At 68.9% G+C, this 16,891-nt stretch carries 9 protein-coding genes; 7 read left to right on the top strand and 2 right to left on the bottom strand.

Features of this window, described 5'->3' with window-relative positions; genetic code table 11:
* Window positions 1-67 precede the first annotated feature (67 nt).
* Complete coding sequence (mfd, locus tag AB5L97_RS06655) at window positions 68-3,793, bottom strand: transcription-repair coupling factor (protein WP_369046954.1); 3,726 nt, start codon at window positions 3,791-3,793, stop codon at window positions 68-70.
* Window positions 3,794-4,040: 247 nt separating this feature from the next.
* Here mfd and AB5L97_RS06650 point away from each other — a divergent pair, with 247 nt between their 5' ends.
* The 3 genes from AB5L97_RS06650 to nhaA all read left to right on the top strand — a co-directional run bounded on the left by AB5L97_RS06650 (window position 4,041) and on the right by nhaA (window position 6,332).
* Window positions 4,041-4,544 (top strand): DUF2505 domain-containing protein, encoded by a 504-nt coding sequence (locus tag AB5L97_RS06650; protein WP_369046953.1) that lies wholly within the window; start codon window positions 4,041-4,043, stop codon window positions 4,542-4,544.
* A complete protein-coding gene (locus AB5L97_RS06645) occupies window positions 4,544-4,765 on the top strand; it encodes an SCO4848 family membrane protein (RefSeq protein ID WP_307957238.1) in 222 nt (73 codons plus the stop codon). Before AB5L97_RS06650 ends, AB5L97_RS06645 begins: the two co-directional genes overlap by 1 nt.
* Window positions 4,766-4,982: 217 nt before the next feature.
* Window positions 4,983-6,332 (top strand): Na+/H+ antiporter NhaA, encoded by a 1,350-nt coding sequence (gene nhaA / locus AB5L97_RS06640; RefSeq protein WP_369046952.1) that lies wholly within the window; start codon window positions 4,983-4,985, stop codon window positions 6,330-6,332.
* Window positions 6,333-6,418: 86 nt separating this feature from the next.
* On the opposite strand, the gene AB5L97_RS06635 is transcribed toward nhaA, so the two are convergent.
* Window positions 6,419-7,837, bottom strand: coding sequence for a glycosyltransferase family 39 protein (locus tag AB5L97_RS06635; RefSeq protein WP_369047370.1), 1,419 nt, complete (start codon window positions 7,835-7,837; stop codon window positions 6,419-6,421).
* Between the two features lie 473 nt (window positions 7,838-8,310).
* Between AB5L97_RS06635 and AB5L97_RS06630 the strand changes: the two genes are divergently transcribed.
* The 4 genes from AB5L97_RS06630 to AB5L97_RS06615 are packed head-to-tail and all read left to right on the top strand — an operon-like array spanning window position 8,311 to window position 16,800.
* On the top strand, window positions 8,311-8,916 hold the full coding sequence (locus AB5L97_RS06630; RefSeq protein WP_369046951.1) for an N-acetyltransferase: 606 nt from the start codon (window positions 8,311-8,313) through the stop codon (window positions 8,914-8,916).
* A complete protein-coding gene (locus AB5L97_RS06625; protein ID WP_369046950.1) occupies window positions 8,913-11,624 on the top strand; it encodes a WecB/TagA/CpsF family glycosyltransferase in 2,712 nt (903 codons plus the stop codon). Before AB5L97_RS06630 ends, AB5L97_RS06625 begins: the two co-directional genes overlap by 4 nt.
* Window positions 11,621-12,079, top strand: coding sequence for a VanZ family protein (locus AB5L97_RS06620; protein ID WP_369046949.1), 459 nt, complete (start codon window positions 11,621-11,623; stop codon window positions 12,077-12,079). Before AB5L97_RS06625 ends, AB5L97_RS06620 begins: the two co-directional genes overlap by 4 nt.
* Entirely contained in the window at window positions 12,064-16,800 is a 4,737-nt protein-coding gene (locus AB5L97_RS06615; RefSeq protein ID WP_369046948.1) for a DUF4082 domain-containing protein, read from the top strand. The genes AB5L97_RS06620 and AB5L97_RS06615 overlap by 16 nt, the downstream gene beginning before the upstream one ends.
* Window positions 16,801-16,891 lie beyond the last annotated feature (91 nt).

Genomic DNA, 16,891 nt, shown 5'->3' with positions numbered 1-16,891 from the left:
GCCTCCTCTCCGTGAGGGGCCGGCGGGCGTTTCTGTGCGATCTCACCCGGCCTCAGTGAAGCGGGGGTCAGGCGGCCGGGGCCGGTGTGGGGGCGAAGATCGCCTCCATGACCTGATCCGCCCACGCGAGGATGTCGCCGTCCACCAGATCGCGTCCGCCCACGGGCGCGGTCTTGGGCTTCGGGATGAGCACCGCGTTGAGTGTGGGCTTGTACTGCGCGCCCTTGTACATGCGGGTGAGCCGCATCTGCCTCGACTCCGGAAGATCGGCGGGCGCGAAGCGCACCATGTTGCCCTGGAGCGCGACGTCCGTCAGGCCCGCCGCGCGGGCACGGACCCGGAAGCGGGCCACGGCGGCGAGGTTCTGCACGGGCGCCGGCGGCTCGCCGTACCGGTCCGTGAGCTCCTCCATGACCGCATCGATCCCGGCGTCATCGGTCGCGGCCGCTAGCTTGCGGTAGGCCTCGAGCCGGAGCCTCTCCCCCGGCACGTAGTCGTGCGGGAGGTGGGCGTTGACGGGCAGCTCGATCTTCATGTCGGCCACCTTCTCCTCGGCCTCGCCGCGGAAGTCGGCCACGGCCTCCCCCACGAGCCGGATGTAGAGGTCGAAGCCGACGCCCTGGATGTGGCCCGACTGCTCCCCGCCGAGCAGGTTGCCTGCGCCGCGGATCTCGAGGTCCTTCATCGCGAGCTGCATGCCCGCTCCGAGCTCGTTGTGCGCGGCGACAGCTTTGAGCCGCTCGAGCGCCACCTCGCCGAGCGGCTTCTCCGCCGGGTACAGGAAGTAGGCGTAGGCCCGCTCGCGGCCGCGGCCGACGCGCCCACGCAGCTGGTGCAGCTGGGAGAGTCCGTACGAGTCAGCGCGGTCGATGATGAGCGTGTTGGCGTTGGAGATGTCCAGGCCGGTCTCGATGATCGTGGTGCACACGAGCACATCGAAGCGCTTCTCCCAGAAGTCCACGATGATCTGCTCAAGCCGCGACTCGGACATCTGGCCGTGCGCGACTTCGACACGCGCCTCGGGCACGAGCTCGCGGATGTCGGCCGCCTGCTTCTCGATCGTCGAGACGCGGTTGTGGACGAAGAAGACCTGGCCCTCCCGCATGAGCTCGCGCCGGATCGCGGCCGAGACCTGCCTGTCGGTGTACGGGCCCACGTACGTCAAGACGGGATGGCGCTCTTCGGGAGGGGTTGCGAGCGTGGAGGTCTCGCGGATCCCGGTCAGGGACATTTCGAGCGTTCGCGGAATCGGCGTTGCGGACATCGCGAGGACGTCCACGTTGGTGCGCAGCTTCTTGAGCTCCTCCTTGTGCTCGACCCCGAACCGCTGCTCCTCATCGATGATCACGAGGCCGAGGTCCTTGAACTGGACCTCCTTGGAGAGCAGTCGGTGCGTGCCGATCACAACGTCCACGGAGCCGCTCTTGAGCCCCTCGAGCGTGTCCTTCGACTCCGCTGAGCTCTGGAACCGGGAGAGCGCCCGGACGCGCACGGGGAAGCCCGAGAAGCGCTCCGAGAACGTCTCGAAGTGCTGCTGCGCGAGCAGAGTGGTGGGCACGAGGACCGCCACCTGCTTGCCGTCCTGCACGGCCTTGAAGGCGGCCCGCACCGCGATCTCCGTCTTGCCGTAGCCCACGTCCCCGGACACGAGCCGGTCCATGGGCACCTCGCGCTCCATGTCCGCCTTGACCTCGTTGATGGTCACGAGCTGGTCCGGCGTCTCGACGTAAGGGAATGCCTCCTCAAGCTCGCGCTGCCACGGCGTGTCCGGCCCGAAGGCGTGGCCCTTGGACGCCATCCGCGCCGAGTAGAGCCGAATGAGCTCCCCCGCAATCTGCTTGACGGCCTTCTTGGCCTTGGACTTGGTCGAGGCCCAGTCCGCTCCGCCCATCTTGGAGAGCGACGGCGTGTCCCCGCCCACGTAGCGGGTCACCTGGTCGAGCTGGTCAGTCGGGACGAAGAGCCTGTCGCCGGGCGCCCCGCGCTTGGACGGGGCGTACTCGAGCACCATGTAGTCGCGCGTCGCGCTCGAGCCGGCCGCCCCGCTGTGGCCGCCACTGTGCCCGCCGCCGGCTATCCTGCGCTGCACGAGCTCCACGAACTTCCCGATCCCATGCTGCTCGTGGACCACGAAGTCACCCGTGTGGAGCGAGAGGGGGTCGACGGCGTTGCGCCGCCGGGAGGGCATCTTCCGCATGTCGCGGGTCCCCGCAGCGCTCGCCCGCCCGAGCAGGTCCGTCTCCGTGAGCAGCCCGAGCTTGAGCCCGTCGAGGACGAAGCCGTGGCCCGCAGGCGCCGTCGTGATCTCGATGATGCCCGGATCAGGGACCCGCTCGAGGCCGTCGACGCGGCTGCACGGGATGCCCGCATCGTGGAAGAGCTCGGCGAGACGCTGCGCCGGGCCGGGGCCGTCGGTCGCGACGACGATCCGCCACTCGTCCCGCACACGCCCGCCGATGAAGTCCATCATCTCGGCCACATCGCCCTGGTAGCCGCGCGGCTCGCGGGCGGCCACCGTCACCACGTCGACATCGAGGACCGTCTCGGCATCGACGCCGAGGGACGTCAGGGACCACCACGTGACGCCGCGCTCCTGGGCCTCCGCCCGGACTTCCCCCAGGGTCGCGAAGCTTGCGTCCTCGAGTCGGCCGGCATGCTCGGCGGCGTCCTGGCCGTCCCCGGCCGCCGCGGCGAGCGTCACGTCGAGGGGCGCGGCGCCGCCGTCGGACGCCGTGGCCCACGCCGCGGCCAGGAACTCCTCGTTGGTCGCCGCGAGATCGTGGGCGCGGGAACGCACCTTCTCGGGCTCCATGACCAACGCGAGCGAGCCCTCCGGAAGCTGGCCGATGAACGGCACCATGCGGTCCACGAGCAACGGCGCGAGCGACTCCATGCCCTCGACGGCGATCCCGCCGGCGATCTTCTCGAGCATGTCCGCCGCGGCGGGCAGGCGGTCCTTGAGCTTCGCCGCACGGCTCATGACGGCCGGGGTGATGAGCAGCTCGCGGCACGGTGGCGCGAACAGGACGGCGGGGTGGTGGACGTTCGGGCCCGTCAGCGAGCGCTGGTCCGCCACAGCGAAGAGGCGCATCTGCTCGACCTCGTCGCCGAAGAATTCGACGCGCACCGGGTGGTCCTCGGTGGGTGGGAAGACGTCGATGATGCCGCCCCGCACGGCGAACTCGCCCCGGTGGCTCACCATGTCGACCCGGGCGTAGGCAGCATCCGCGAGCGCGCGCACCACGTCGTCGAACGGTGCCTCCTGGCCCACCGCGAGGGAGACGGGCACGAGGTCGCCCAGACCGGCGACGAGCGGCTGGAGAACCGCCCGCACGGGTGCAACGACAACCCGGAGCTGCTGGGGTGTGCTGTGCGCGGCGTCGTCTTCCGGATGCGCGAGGCGGCGCAGGACGGCCAGCCGCCGGCCCACCGTGTCGGACCGCGGCGAGAGCCGCTCATGCGGAAGGGTCTCCCAGCTCGGGAACAGCGCGACTGATCCCGCGGGCAGGTAGGCGCCGAGGGCCGAGACCAGATCCTCCGCCTCGCGCTCCGTCGCCGTCACGGCGAGCACGACGGCGCCCGGCTCCGGGACAGCCTCGACCACGTCGGCCAGGACCACGGGCCGCAGACCCGTGGGAGCCACGATCTGGAGGTCCTGGCTCCGCCTCGCCCCGGGCTTCGACGCGTACCCCTGCAGCCGCGCGATGCTCGGGTCCTCGGCGACGGCGCGCCGCAGCCCCTCGAGGATGGGCGCGCCCTCACGGCTCGCTGGGCGCACGACGTCAACAGACACTTTGGCTCCTCAACTCGCACGGGATGCGGTCCGCGCAGGTGACAACACGACAACCCCGCCACGGGAGAACGGCACTGGCGTGAGTGGCGGGGGCGGTTCCAGCTTAGCCAATGCGGCCGCCACTGGTCCGGCCCTGCCGGTCACGGGGTCCGGGAGGGCGCGCTGGGCACCCTAGGATGGTCTTCGGCGCGCCCCCGCGCCCACCCCGGATCACCTCCGGAACACCCCATGCTACGGAAGGACCCCCTTGGCACTGTCAGCCAGCCAGACCCTCAACTTCTCCGTCGAACGCGTTGCGGCGGTGTTCGCCGACGAGGCATTCCAGCGCCACGTGAGCGAGCTCGTGGGCGGCCGCCTCGAGTCGTTCTCGGTCGACGGCGACGTGGCCGGCGCGTTCACCGCGACGGTCGTTCGCAAGCTCCCCACCCAGCGCCTGCCCGAGATCGCCCGCAAGGTGGTCGGCGAGTTCCTCAACGTCACGCAGACCGAGACCTGGGGCGCACCCGAGGCCGACGGTTCCCGTCAGGCCGACATCAAGGTCAAGGTCGCCGGCGCCCCGGTCGACGTTGCCGCCGTCCAGCGCCTCGCGGCCGAAGGTGCGGCAACCCGCATCGAGCTCAACGGCACCGTGACCTCCTCCGTGCCGCTGCTCGGCGGCAAGATCGCCTCCGCGGCCGAGCCGATGGTCGGCAAGGCCCTCAACCTCCAGGCGACGCAGGCCGAGGCCTGGCTCGCCGGGGAGATCGGCTGATGCAGCTCCCCGTCGCCCTGTCCTGGCTGCTCATCGTGGCCGGCGTGTGGAACCTTGTGGTGTGGCCGCAGTTCCTCCGCCGGATCATGAAGGATCCGCGGGCCAAGGATGAGCAGGGCCGCGCAACGCGGTTCCTGACCGTCCACCTGCTGCTCGTGTCGGTCTCCGTGACGTTGGGTGTCGCGGTGGCCGTGGTGGGCGTCAGGACGCTCTTCTCCTGACCCACCCTGAGGGGTTTGCTCGGAGAGAGACGGCTGTTCCGGGGCGGGGGACGTCCGGGACGATGCCGAAGGCGAACAGGATGCTCCGGCCGCCGCGTGCGGTGGCCGGAGCATCCTGCGTATCTGGCGATAGAATCATTGTCAGGTGTGCCGGGAAGTCTGGTCGGCGTGTGATTCGTCCTCCCCGCGAGGAAACCCCCGACCGATGGGACCAGGCATGAACCACCCGGCCGCGCGCCGTCGTCCGTCCGCCCGCATACTGACCCGCGGAAGCTACCCCGAGTACCGCCGCATCGCCGAGATCCTGCAGAAGGAGACCGTCGGCGGTGCACTCCTCCTCATCGCCACCGTCGCCGCGCTCGTATGGGCCAATTCCCCTGCGGGTGGCGCCTACGCGGCCGTGCGGGACCTGCGCTTCGGCTACGCGCCCTGGCATTTGGACCTGAGTCTCGGAGCCTGGGCCGCGGACGGGCTGCTCGCGCTCTTCTTCTTCGTCGCAGGGCTCGAGCTCAAGCGGGAGTTCGTGGCCGGAGACCTGCGGCGGCCAGCCAAGGCCATCGTGCCGATCGTCGCGGCGTGCGGCGGCGTGGCAGTTCCCGCACTCATCTACATCGGCGTCAGCCTGGGCGCCGGCGCAGCCGGGCAGGGACTGGACGGGCTCAGGGGCTGGGCAATCCCCACAGCCACAGACATCGCCTTCGCGCTCGCCGTGCTCGCGGTGATCAGCACGCACCTGCCGGCGGCGCTGCGGACGTTCCTGCTCACGCTCGCCGTGGTGGACGACCTCATCGCGATCGGCATCATCGCCTTCTTCTACTCCTCCGGCCTCGAGCCCCTCTACCTCGCGCTGGCGCTGGTACCACTCGGTGGGTTCGCGGTCCTCGTCCAGCGGCGGATCCGCTCGTGGTACCTGCTTCTGCCGCTCGCACTCGCAACGTGGGGGCTCGTGCATGCTTCCGGCGTGCACGCGACGGTGGCCGGGGTGCTCCTCGCGTTCACGGTACCGGTGCTGCGCAGTGAGGAGGCCGGTGGTCCCGACGCCGGGCCCGGCCTCGCCGAGCACCTCGAGAGACGCCTGCGGCCGCTCTCCGCCGGCATTGCGGTGCCAGTCTTCGCTTTCTTCTCCGCGGGTGTGGCCCTCGGGGGGTGGGACGGCGTGGCCTCGGCCGTGCGGGACCCCGTGGCGATCGGCATCGCGGCGGCCCTCGTGGTCGGCAAGGCCGTGGGGGTGTTCGGGTCTACCTTACTCGTGACCAAGACCCGGCACGCCGATCTGGACCCCGACCTAGCCTGGGTCGATGTGCTCGGGCTGGCCCTGCTCGCGGGCGTCGGCTTCACGGTCTCGCTCCTCATCGCTGAGCTCTCCTTCGACGAGGCGTCGGCCCACCGGGAACACGCCAAGGCCGCGATCCTCGCCGGTTCCCTGACCGCGGCGCTGCTCGCCGCCGTCGTGCTCCGCGCCCGCAACCGGCACTTCCGGCGCGTCCAGCAGCTCGAGTCGGTCGAAGCAGGCGACGCCGACGGCGACGGCGTGCCGGATGCGTTCGAGCGGGAGGCGGACGGCTAACGCCGATCCAGAAACCGGGCGGCTAGCGCCGGCGAAGGGGCCGGTCGGGAGCAGCAGGTCGAGAGCGCCGCACCCTTCGGATCCCTTCAGTCAAGGCAACCAACGGTTAGCCCGCTGGCCGCCGACACCGGGCCGCTCCCTGCGTACCGGATGAGGGTGCTGCCCGGCCACGCGCCGGCGACGACGCCTCGCCCCTCGCCCAGCGCAGCCAGCAGCGACCCCTGAGGATCGAGTTCCCAGGGTCGGAAGACCAGAAGCCATGTAGTGCGAGGCTCCATGTGGGTCGACAGGTCCCGGGCAGCCGCCTTCGTGCCCTCGGGAGAGCTCACCACCACATCCGACGGCCTGCAGCGCCAGCCGTAGTACTCGAGCGAGGGCAGGGCGTGCATGTTGTCCACCACCAGGACATCGTTCGGCCCCATCTGCTGTGCGAGCGTCACGGCCGGTGATCGGAGATCGTCCTTCGCATAGTGGGGGTCCGTGTACCAGTTCGAGAGCGACCAGGCCACGACGCAGGCGGTCAGCGCGACCGCGACCCGAGCAGACCAGACGGTGGTAAGGCGTGAGCCCGCGGCACCAACGAGAATGGCCACTGCAGGGAAAGAGGTGATGGCGTAGCGGCTGTTGTAGCTGACGTCAGCGACGAAGGTCAGCGCGATGGCAAGGGTCGGCGGAAGCAAGCCCCAGCAGAGAATCCAGGCCGCCGCGGCCCTGCTGCGCCGCCAGAGGACAGGCACGCCGGCAACCGCAATCGCCGCAAGGACGGCACTCACCAACGCGATGGACGGGGCGTTCTGCATGATCACTTGAGCCGTGCCGCTGAGCCGCAGATCACGCGTCGAGGGGCCAAGGCTCATTCCCGCCACGTCCGAGAAGAGCGTGTAGGGCAGCCAGAACAACTGTCCCGATTTCTCAAAGCCCGTCGCGTTGCCCTGACCACCGGTGAGTACCAGCCATGGCACGAAGGCGGCCAGGGCGACGGCCTGGGTCGCCGCCCACGTCCAAAGGCTTCGATTGCGGAATCCCCGCCGCGCAAGGATGAACACGCCGAATGCGGTGATGAGCAGGGCCATGTAGTGATGGGTCCACAAGCCCAAGCCCGCGGTAAGAGCCATCAGGGCCCAATCCCAGCGCCGGATGTTTCCGTCAATGAGCCCCCAGCAGGCCCACACGTACGCATTGGCAATGAGCAGGAGCAGCGAGTACATGCGCGCCTCCTGGCCGAACCAGACGGCGAAGGGCGCGACGGCCGCGAACAATCCGGCCCCGAATGCGATGCCCGGGTCCCCGAGGATCCGCCGCGAGACAACGTATGTCGCCCCTGCCGCCAAGGTTCCGGCCATTGCCGCCGGCAGCCGCATCCAGAACTCCCCGGTTCCACCGATAGCAATTGAGGCGCTGTCGAAGACAGCCGAGAGGGGAGCCACGTGGTCCTGTGCGGCGAAACCAGACAGGCCCGAGGACGTCAGTGCTTCCGCATTGCGCAGGGACGCAACCTCATCCATCCACAGCGGCTGGCTGCCCAGCTGCCAGAACCGCAGAGCGGCCGCGGCAGCGAGGATCACAAGGACCGGCCACGCTGAACGGAGTTGAATCCGACGTTCCGGTGTCTGAATGACGCGAGCCGTCACCAAGCGACCCCCTCCGCGCGGCGGCTCGACTTCGGAGCCACGATGTGGGACTCGATCAGGATAGGAGGCGACACAGGCAATTGGAATGGCCTCTACGGTTTCTTCGGCGCCCCCCCGTGGCGCCCTCCGCCTCCGGTACGCAGGGCAGCGCACACGGCTACGCGTGACTACTTGGACATGCACGGCTTCCTACTTGTCCGCGCAGGGATCCGGGGGCGGCCACCACGCGATTCCCGCTCCGGAAGGACGCGTTTCACCCGCACCTCCTTGTCCGCCCCGGTTCCGGCCTCGGACCGTGGATACGGGAGGGCAGAGACCTCCCATGAGACCGGCATTGGAGGGGCGCCATGGCCCGGATCCACCCGACGGCAGAGGTCGCGGAGACCGCTGCTATCGGCAACGACACCGTGGTGTGGCAGTACGCCCACGTCCGAGAGGCCGCCGAGGTCGGTGCCGAATGCATCCTGGGCCGCGGGGTCTACGTGGGCCCGTGCGTTCGGATAGGAAACCGCTGCAAGATCCAGAACTACGCACTCGTCTATGAGCCCGCCGTGATCGAGGACGGGGCGTTCCTTGGGCCGGGTGCGATCTTCACCAACGACCTCACCCCGCGCGCGGTGAACCCCGACGGGACGCTCAAGGACACCGACGACTGGACGTCGGTGGGCGTCCATCTCGGCCGGGGCGCTTCCGTGGGCGCGCGGGCGGTGTGCGTCGCTCCCTTGCAGATTGGTGCGTGGGCCATGGTTGCCGCCGGCGCCGTCGTCGTGAAGGACGTCCCGGACTACGCGCTCGTCGCGGGCGTGCCGGCACGCCGGATCGGCTGGGTCGGCGAGGCAGGGCAGCGGCTCAAGGAGGAGGGCCCCACCGAGCGCGGCTCGGCCTATCTGTGCCCTGCCACCGGGGTCCGGTATGAGGAGACGGACGGACACCTGCGGAGGGTCGGGCCGTGAGCGCGGAGGTCCAGCCGGGCCGGACCACACAAGACGGGGACCGCGCAGTCGTGCCCGGCGGGACCGTCGTGCTCGGCGGCACCACGGTGACGCTCCTGGATGCCGAAGATGCCGTCGAGGCGATCCTCGGAGGGTGCCTCGACGGGCGGGTTCCCCTCGGAGTCGTCTCCGCCAACCTTGACCACGTGTACCACTTCGGCTCGGGTGGGCGCTGGGAGCACTGCCTTGAGGGCGCCGCTGACCTCGAGTGGCTCACGCTGCTCGACGGCGCGCCGCTCGCCGCTGAAGCTGAGCGGATCACCGGGCGGCCGTGGCCGCGGCTCGCGGGCAGCGACCTCATCGAGCCCATCCTTGACCGGGCCGAGGAGGACAGGCTGAGAGTCGGGTTCCTCGGCGGGAGCCCTGAGTCCCACATCCTCCTCCGCGGACGCCTGGCCGAGCGCCGCCCGGCCCTGCGCGTCGCAGGCTTCTGGACCCCCAGCCGCGGCGAACTCGAGGACCCGGAGATGTCACGCGCCGTCGCCCGCTCGATCGCCGACGCCAGGACAGACCTGCTCGTGGTGGGTCTCGGTAAGCCCCGCCAGGAGCTCTGGATCGCCGAGCACGGCAGCGAGACCGGTGCGCGAGTGCTGCTCGCCTTCGGAGCTGTGGTCGACTTCCTCGCCGAGCGGGTCCGGAGGGCGCCGTCGTGGGTCGCGGAGCACGGGCTCGAGTGGGCGTGGAGGCTCGCCCTCGAGCCGGGCCGGCTCTCGGAGCGGTATCTCGTCCAGGGGCCCGAGGCCTACACACGACTGCGGCGGAACAGCGCTTCGGCTGCTGGCACGCGAGTCGCGCTCTCGGACGCAGCACGCGCCTCGGCTGCACGCACGGCGGCTCTGGCCGCCCATCCAGCCAGCCGAGGGCGCGAACCCCTCCACCCACGGACCCGTCCCGACGGCGGATTCGTCCCCGCAGACGAGCCGGCCGACGTCGCCGCGCTCGTCGTGACATACAACAACGCCGACTCGATCGGGCCGCTCCTGGACTCTCTGCGCAGCGCGGCGCGCAGCGTCCGGCTGCGCGTGGTCGTCGCCGACAACTCCCCGGATTCCCAGACGCTCGACGCGCTCGCCCACGGCAGCGAGGCCTTCACGGACGTCGTCGCGTTCCAGACCGGCGGCAACCTCGGGTACGCCGGCGGGATCAATGCCGCGATGGCCGCCGCAGGCGACGCCGGGGGGTACCTCGTACTCAACCCCGACACGACCGTCCTGCCCGGGGCCGTCGATGCGATGCTTGCGCGGCTGCGGGCCGGGGCTGGCGCCGTGGTGCCGCTCATGCTGGGGAACGACGGCGCGCCCCACCCGTCGCTTCGCCGCGAACCGACCGCGGCACGGGCCTGGGGCGACGCGCTCTTCGGGGCCCGGCTCCCCCGTCGTCCTCAGTGGAGTGCTGAAACCGACTACGACCCGGAGAGCTATGCCCACGCCCACATGGTGGACTGGGCCACCGGCGCGGCGCTCATGGTATCCGCGGAGGCCGCGCGCGCCGTCGGGCCGTGGGACGAGCGGTACTTCATGTACTCGGAGGAGACGGACTATTGCCGGGCGCTGCGCGAGCGCGGCTTCGACGTCTGGTTCGAGCCGGGCGCGCGGGTCATGCACTCCGGGGCCGGAAGCGGTTCGTCGCGCGGACTCGCCGACCTCATGGCCGTCAACAGGATCCGCTACATGCGCAAGAACCACCCAGGGCTGCCCACCGCCCTGGCGACGGCCGCCGTCGTCATGCGCGAGACGCTCCGGGCCGCTGACGCCGGGCACCGGCACACGCTCGGCGTCATCCTTCGGCCTGGCCGATGGAGCGGGCTGCCGCACGCAGAACCGTACCCGAGCCCGCACGACGGTGGACATCCGGAGGGGTGCGTCATCATCCCGGCGCACAACGAGGGGCGCGTCATCACGCGGACGCTCGAAGGCCTCCGCCCCGCGCTCGCGAGCGGCCAGGTCGAGGTGATCGTCGCGTGCAACGCGTGCACGGACCGGACCGCACAGATCGCTGCTGGCTTCCCCGGCGTGCGCGTGCTCGATCTTGCCGAGCCTGGCAAGGCTCGTGCCCTCAACGCGGCCGATGCCATCGCAACGCGCTGGCCCCGCGTCTACCTCGACGCAGACATCGAGATTCCGTCCGCGGCCCTGAAGAGCGTGCTAACCGAACTGGGCCGCGGGCGGTACCTGGCCGGTCGTCCGGACTTCCGGTACGACACCTCGGCATGCAAGCCGCTCGTCGCCGCGTACTACCGTGCGCGGGTCCGAGTCCCCTCGAACCGTGCCGCGCTCTGGGGCGCCGGCTGCTACGCGATGACTGAGGCGGGGCATGCGGCCTTCGGCGCGTTTCCTTACGACGCCGCGGACGACTACTTCGTCGACACCGTGTTCGAACCCGATCAGAAGACCTTCATCAGCTGCGAGCCCGTCGTGGTGCGCCCCCCTCGCACGGCGGGCTCGCTTGTCTCCACCCTGCATCGGGTCTACCGGGCGCCCTCCGCCTCTGGGGGACGTTCGACGCCGGGGCGCACCCTGGGTGGGCTCCTCGCCTCGGTGCGGGGGCCGGCGTCGGCCATCGATGCCGCTGTGTACGCGATGTTCGCCCTCGCAGGGCGGCGGCAGCCCGGCGGGATCAGCTCACGCGGCGCGCACCCTTGGGAACGCGACGAGAGCAGCCGGCGATGAGGCGGCGGACGGCCTGGTGGGCGCTTGCGGTGTACGGTCTGGCGGTGGCCGCGGTCGTCTTCGCGCCCGTCGGGCCGAGCTTCAAGGGGATTCCGCTCCCTGGGTGGCTGCATGCGAGTGCCATCGATGCCGCGGCCAATGTGGCCATCTTCGTTCCTGTTGGCTTCCTCATCGCGCAGCTCCTGCCACGCGGGAGGCGCTGGCTTGCCGTCGTGATCTGCTGCGGGGTGTCCGCAACCATCGAGACCGTCCAGACTTTCTTCCTTTCCGAACGCTCGGGCAACGTACGGGACGTCGTCACGAACACGACGGGAGGCATCATCGGCATGCTCACGTTCATCGTTTGGCTGCGGGTGCTGGGACCCCGCCGATTGGCTCGTCCTGCGGGTTCGAGCCGCCATGTGCCAGAGAGCTCCACCCGGTCCTATGAGGAGTCACCGTGGGCAAGCCAGTAGCAGTCCGTTCACACCACCGCACGCTCCGGGGGCACCTGTGGCGGACCGTGCATCGGGCGGCCGCCGCTTGGCTGCCCGCGCTGCTCGTCTCGGCCCTGCTCGTCGGGATTGAGCCGGTCGTCTCGGCACCTACAGCTCAGGCGGCCTCCAATCCGTGCACCGCCCCGGTAGCCAGCGCCGTCGCCTGCGAGAACACCCAGAGTGGAACCCCGCAGAGCGACTGGATGATCTCCGGCGCGGGCGACTCGACCATCCAGGGCTACGCGACGCAGATGAGCGTGAACGTGGGCGAAACGGTCCAGTTCAAGGTCAGCACCAATGCCAAGGCCTACCACTTCGATGTCCTCCGGCTCGGCTACTACCAGGGCAACGGCGCGCGCAAGGTTGCCGCCAACCTTCTCCCGAGCGCCACACTGCCGCAGAGCCAGCCCGCGTGCCAGACGTTCTCCGACACCGGCCTTGTCGACTGCGGGAACTGGGCCGTCTCCGCCTCGTGGACCGTTCCCACCACAGCTGTTTCGGGCGTCTACATCGCCCATCTCATCCGAAATGACACTGGTGGCAGCAGTTGGATCACGTTCGTCGTACGAAACGACGCGGCAACCACCGCTATCGCGTTCCAGACCTCGGATGAGACTTGGCAGGCCTACAACACCTACGGCGGGAACAGCCTCTACCAGTGCAATGTCGCCTGCCCGCCCGGGAACCCCCTTGCATACAAGGCCGCGTTCAAGGTCTCGTACAACCGTCCTTTCCACACAGGCTTGGACGATCAGGGACGTAGCTGGCTGACCTATACGGAACTGCCGATGATCCGATTCCTCGAGGCCAATGGCTACGACATGAGCTACATGGCGGGCATTGACACGGCCTCACGCGGATCCCTTCTGCTCAACCACAAGACGATTGTCACCTCTGGGCACGATGAGTACGTCTCGTACGACCAGCGGACCAACCTCGAGGCGGCCCGAGACCATGGCGTCAACCTGGCCATGTTCTCGGGCAACGAGCTGTTCTGGCGCACCCGATGGGAGTCCAGCCAGGCCGGCACCACGACGGCCGGGCGGACCTTGGTCACCTACAAGGACACCCACTTCAACGCGCCCACAGACCCTGTGACGTGGACCGGAACCTACGCTGACCCCCGGTTCGGAACCTCAGGCGGTGGGGGCAATCCCCAGAATGCCTTGACGGGCCAGTTCTACAACGTGAATTCCGGGACGACCGACATCACGGTCCCTGCCAAATACGCCAGCCTGCGGATGTGGCGCAACACAACCATCTCATCACTCACCGGAAGCCAGACCGCGACCCTCGGATCTGGGCTCGGAACGCTTGGATACGAGTGGGACATCTACGCCGACAACGGCTCCCGGCCAGCTGGCCTGTTCGCGCTGTCCTCGACCACCAACACCAACGCGGAAGTCTTCACGGACTACGGAAGCACAACGGCTACCGGAAAGACCGCCACCCACAGCCTCACGGAATACCGGGCCAAGAGCGGCGCGCTCGTCTTTGGGGCAGGAACGGTGCAATGGTCCTGGGGGCTGGACAACTTCACGACCAACGGAAACACCGACCTCAATATGCAGCAGGCCACGGTGAACCTGCTGGCGGACATGGCTTCCCAGCCCGTCACCCCGCTGCCCGGCATCAAGGCCGCCGCGGGGTCGACGGACGCAACGGCGCCGACATCGACCATCACTTCTCCGACATCGGGCGCCTCCGTGGCCGACGGCACCACGGTGACCGTCTCGGGAACCGCCAGCGATACGGGCGGCGGCGTGGTCGCGGGAGTGGAAGTGTCTACCGATGGCGGAACCTCGTGGCACCCCGCCACGGGCACGACGAACTGGACCTATTCGTGGGTAGCCCACGGCAGCCCGTCGACCACTCTCCAGACGCGCGCAGTGGACGACAGCGGCAACCTCGAGACGCCCGGGTCGGGACGCTCCGTGAGTGTGGGGTGCCCCTGCTCGATCCTTGGGACTGGCATGAAGCCCGCAGTCGCCGACGCGGGCGACCCGAGCGGGGTGGAGCTCGGCTCGCAGTTCTACTCCGACGTCACCGGCACGGTGACCGGCGTCCGGTTCTACAAGGCTGGCACCAACGCGGGGACCCATGTCGGCAACCTGTGGACCACGGCTGGGGCACTCCTCGCCAGCGCGACCTTCACGGGAGAAACGGCCTCCGGCTGGCAGTCGGTCACGTTCTCCAAGCCAGTGACAGTCACCGCTGGCACGCGCTACATCGTGTCCTACTACGCCCCCAAGGGCCACTACTCCGAGGACTTGGGCTGGTTCTACAACAACCCGTCTCCGCAGCCCGCTGGTGGCGACTCGGTTGACTCCGCACCCTTGCATTTCACCCGGAGCGTCCCGGGATCGCCCAATGGGTTCTACAACTACGGCCCGAGTTCGAGCTTCCCCAACCAGATCTACAATGCCGAGAACTACTGGGTGGACCCCGTCTTCACGCCTTCGGCGACCGCAGCACCGGCTATCACGCAGACCGCGCCGGCCGCGGGTGCGACCAACGTGGCGATCGGTACCGCGCCGAGCGCAACGTTCAATCAGGCCGTCACAGCGTCCTCGGTGACCTTCACGGTCAAGGACGCGGGCGGCGCAGCCGTCTCTGGAACTACGGCGCTGGGGAGCAACGGAACCGTAGCGACCTTCACGCCGTCGTCCGCCCTCTCGTACAGCACCCAGTACACCGCCACCGTGAGCGGAGCCACCAACTCGACCGGACAAGCCATGGCCAGTCCCTATACCTGGACCTTCACGACCATGGCGCCGCCCCCTGCCCCCGCAGTCACGTCGACTGCGCCGGCGTCGGGGGCGACAGGCATCGCAGTTGCCATCACGCCGAGCGCGACGTTCAATCAGGCGGTGACAGCATCCTCGGTGACGTTCACCCTCAAAGACGGCGGCGGGGCCTCGGTGTCGGGTACAACGGCGCTGAGCAGTGATGGGACCACGGCGACTTTCACACCGTCCACCGCGCTTGCCTACAGCGTGACCTACTCGGCGACCGTGAGCGGCGCAACGAACTCCACGGGGCAGACCATGGCCAGCCCATACTCGTGGACCTTCACGACGGCCAGCGCGCCGCCAGCCCCAAGTGTCTCCTCGACGAATCCGCCCCCCGGCGCAACAGGCGTCGCCGTGACGTCGGCTGTGACCGCGACCTTCAGTCAGGATGTATCGTCCTCCTCGATCCAGTTCGTCCTCAAGGACGCGTCCGGAGCGAGCATCCCCGGCTCGATGTCCTACTCGAGCACGACGACGACGGCGACCTTCACCCCGTCGGCTCCCCTCGCGAACAACACCCAGTACACGGCGTCGGTGAGCGGGGCAACCAATTCGACAGGCCAGACCATGTCTCCCTACAGCTGGAGCTTCACCACTGTTCCGGGATACAGCTGCCCGTGCACCGTGTTCCCGTCCAGCGCGACGCCCGCCACGGCGAACTCCGGCGACACAAGCGGGGTCGAGCTCGGCATGAAGTTCCAGACCACGATCGATGGGCAGATCACGGGCGTCCGCTTCTACAAGGGCAACCAGAACACCGGAACGCACGTCGGCAACCTCTGGTCAGCTGGCGGCACAAAGCTCGCGACAGTGACTTTCGTGAATGAATCGGCATCAGGGTGGCAGCAGGCCTATTTCTCCGCCCCGGTTGCGGTGACAGCAAATACGACCTACGTGGTCTCGTACTACGCCCCGAACGGCAACTACTCCGACACCGGCAACGGATTCTCTACCCAGCTGGGGGCGACGCCCATCGTAGGACTTGCCAGCGGTTCGAGCGGCGGCAACGGGGTCTATGCCTACGGCTCGGCCTCGAGCTTCCCGAACGGGACGTACAACTCGACCAACTACTGGGTCGACGCCGTCCTCAATCCGGGTTCCCCAGCCGCGCCCGTCGTCCTGAGCACCGCACCGTCTCAGGGAGTCACCGGGGTCCAGACGGGTTCCCCAGTCTCAGCCACCTTTGACCAGGCCGTCGACACATCGTCCGCCTCGTTCACGCTCACGCCCAGCGGCGGCACCGCGGTCGCGGGCAGCACCGGCAACCTCTCCGCCACAGGGACGTACACCCTCACCCCGAGTGCAGCGCTCGCGGCGAACACGACCTACACCGCCGCCGTGTCCGGGGTGAAGAGCGCAACCGGCCAGACTATGACGTCCGCGTACTCCTGGAGCTTCACGACTGGAGCCACGGTGTACAGCTGCCCATGCAGCATCTTCAGTTCCTCGTCCCTTCCCTCCACGGTCAACGTCAACGACGCGAATGCGGTCGAGCTCGGTACACAATTCACATCCGATGTCGCCGGGTCGGTCACCGCTATCAAGTTCTACAAGGGCTCCCAGAATACGGGGACACACATCGGGCACCTCTGGACGGCGGGAGGCACACTGCTCGCAACAGTGACCTTCAGTGGCGAGACCTCGAGCGGCTGGCAGACCGCTACGCTCTCAGGCCCGGTCGCGATCTCGGCGAACACTGCCTACGTGGTCTCGTACTACGCACCGAACGGCTTCTACTCGGCCACTGGGAACTACTTCGCGACATCGGCGGATGCGCCGCCACTGCACGGGCTTGCGAGCACCGCGAGCCACCTCAACGGCCTGTATAAGTACGGAACGTCCGGGTTCCCGACAAGCAGCTACAACGCGACGAACTACTGGGTCGACCTGGTCTTGAACACTCCATGACTCGGAACGCACACAGCAGCGTGCGACGGCATGCTCTCGCGGTGGCGGTACTGGGGCTCCTCCTCCTGAGCAGCTGTCATGGACCAGCGCC

Source organism: Sinomonas sp. P10A9 (genome assembly GCF_041022165.1).
Taxonomy (GTDB): Bacteria; Actinomycetota; Actinomycetes; order Actinomycetales; family Micrococcaceae; genus Sinomonas; species Sinomonas puerhi.
This window is presented reverse-complemented; position numbering and strand designations above follow the sequence as displayed.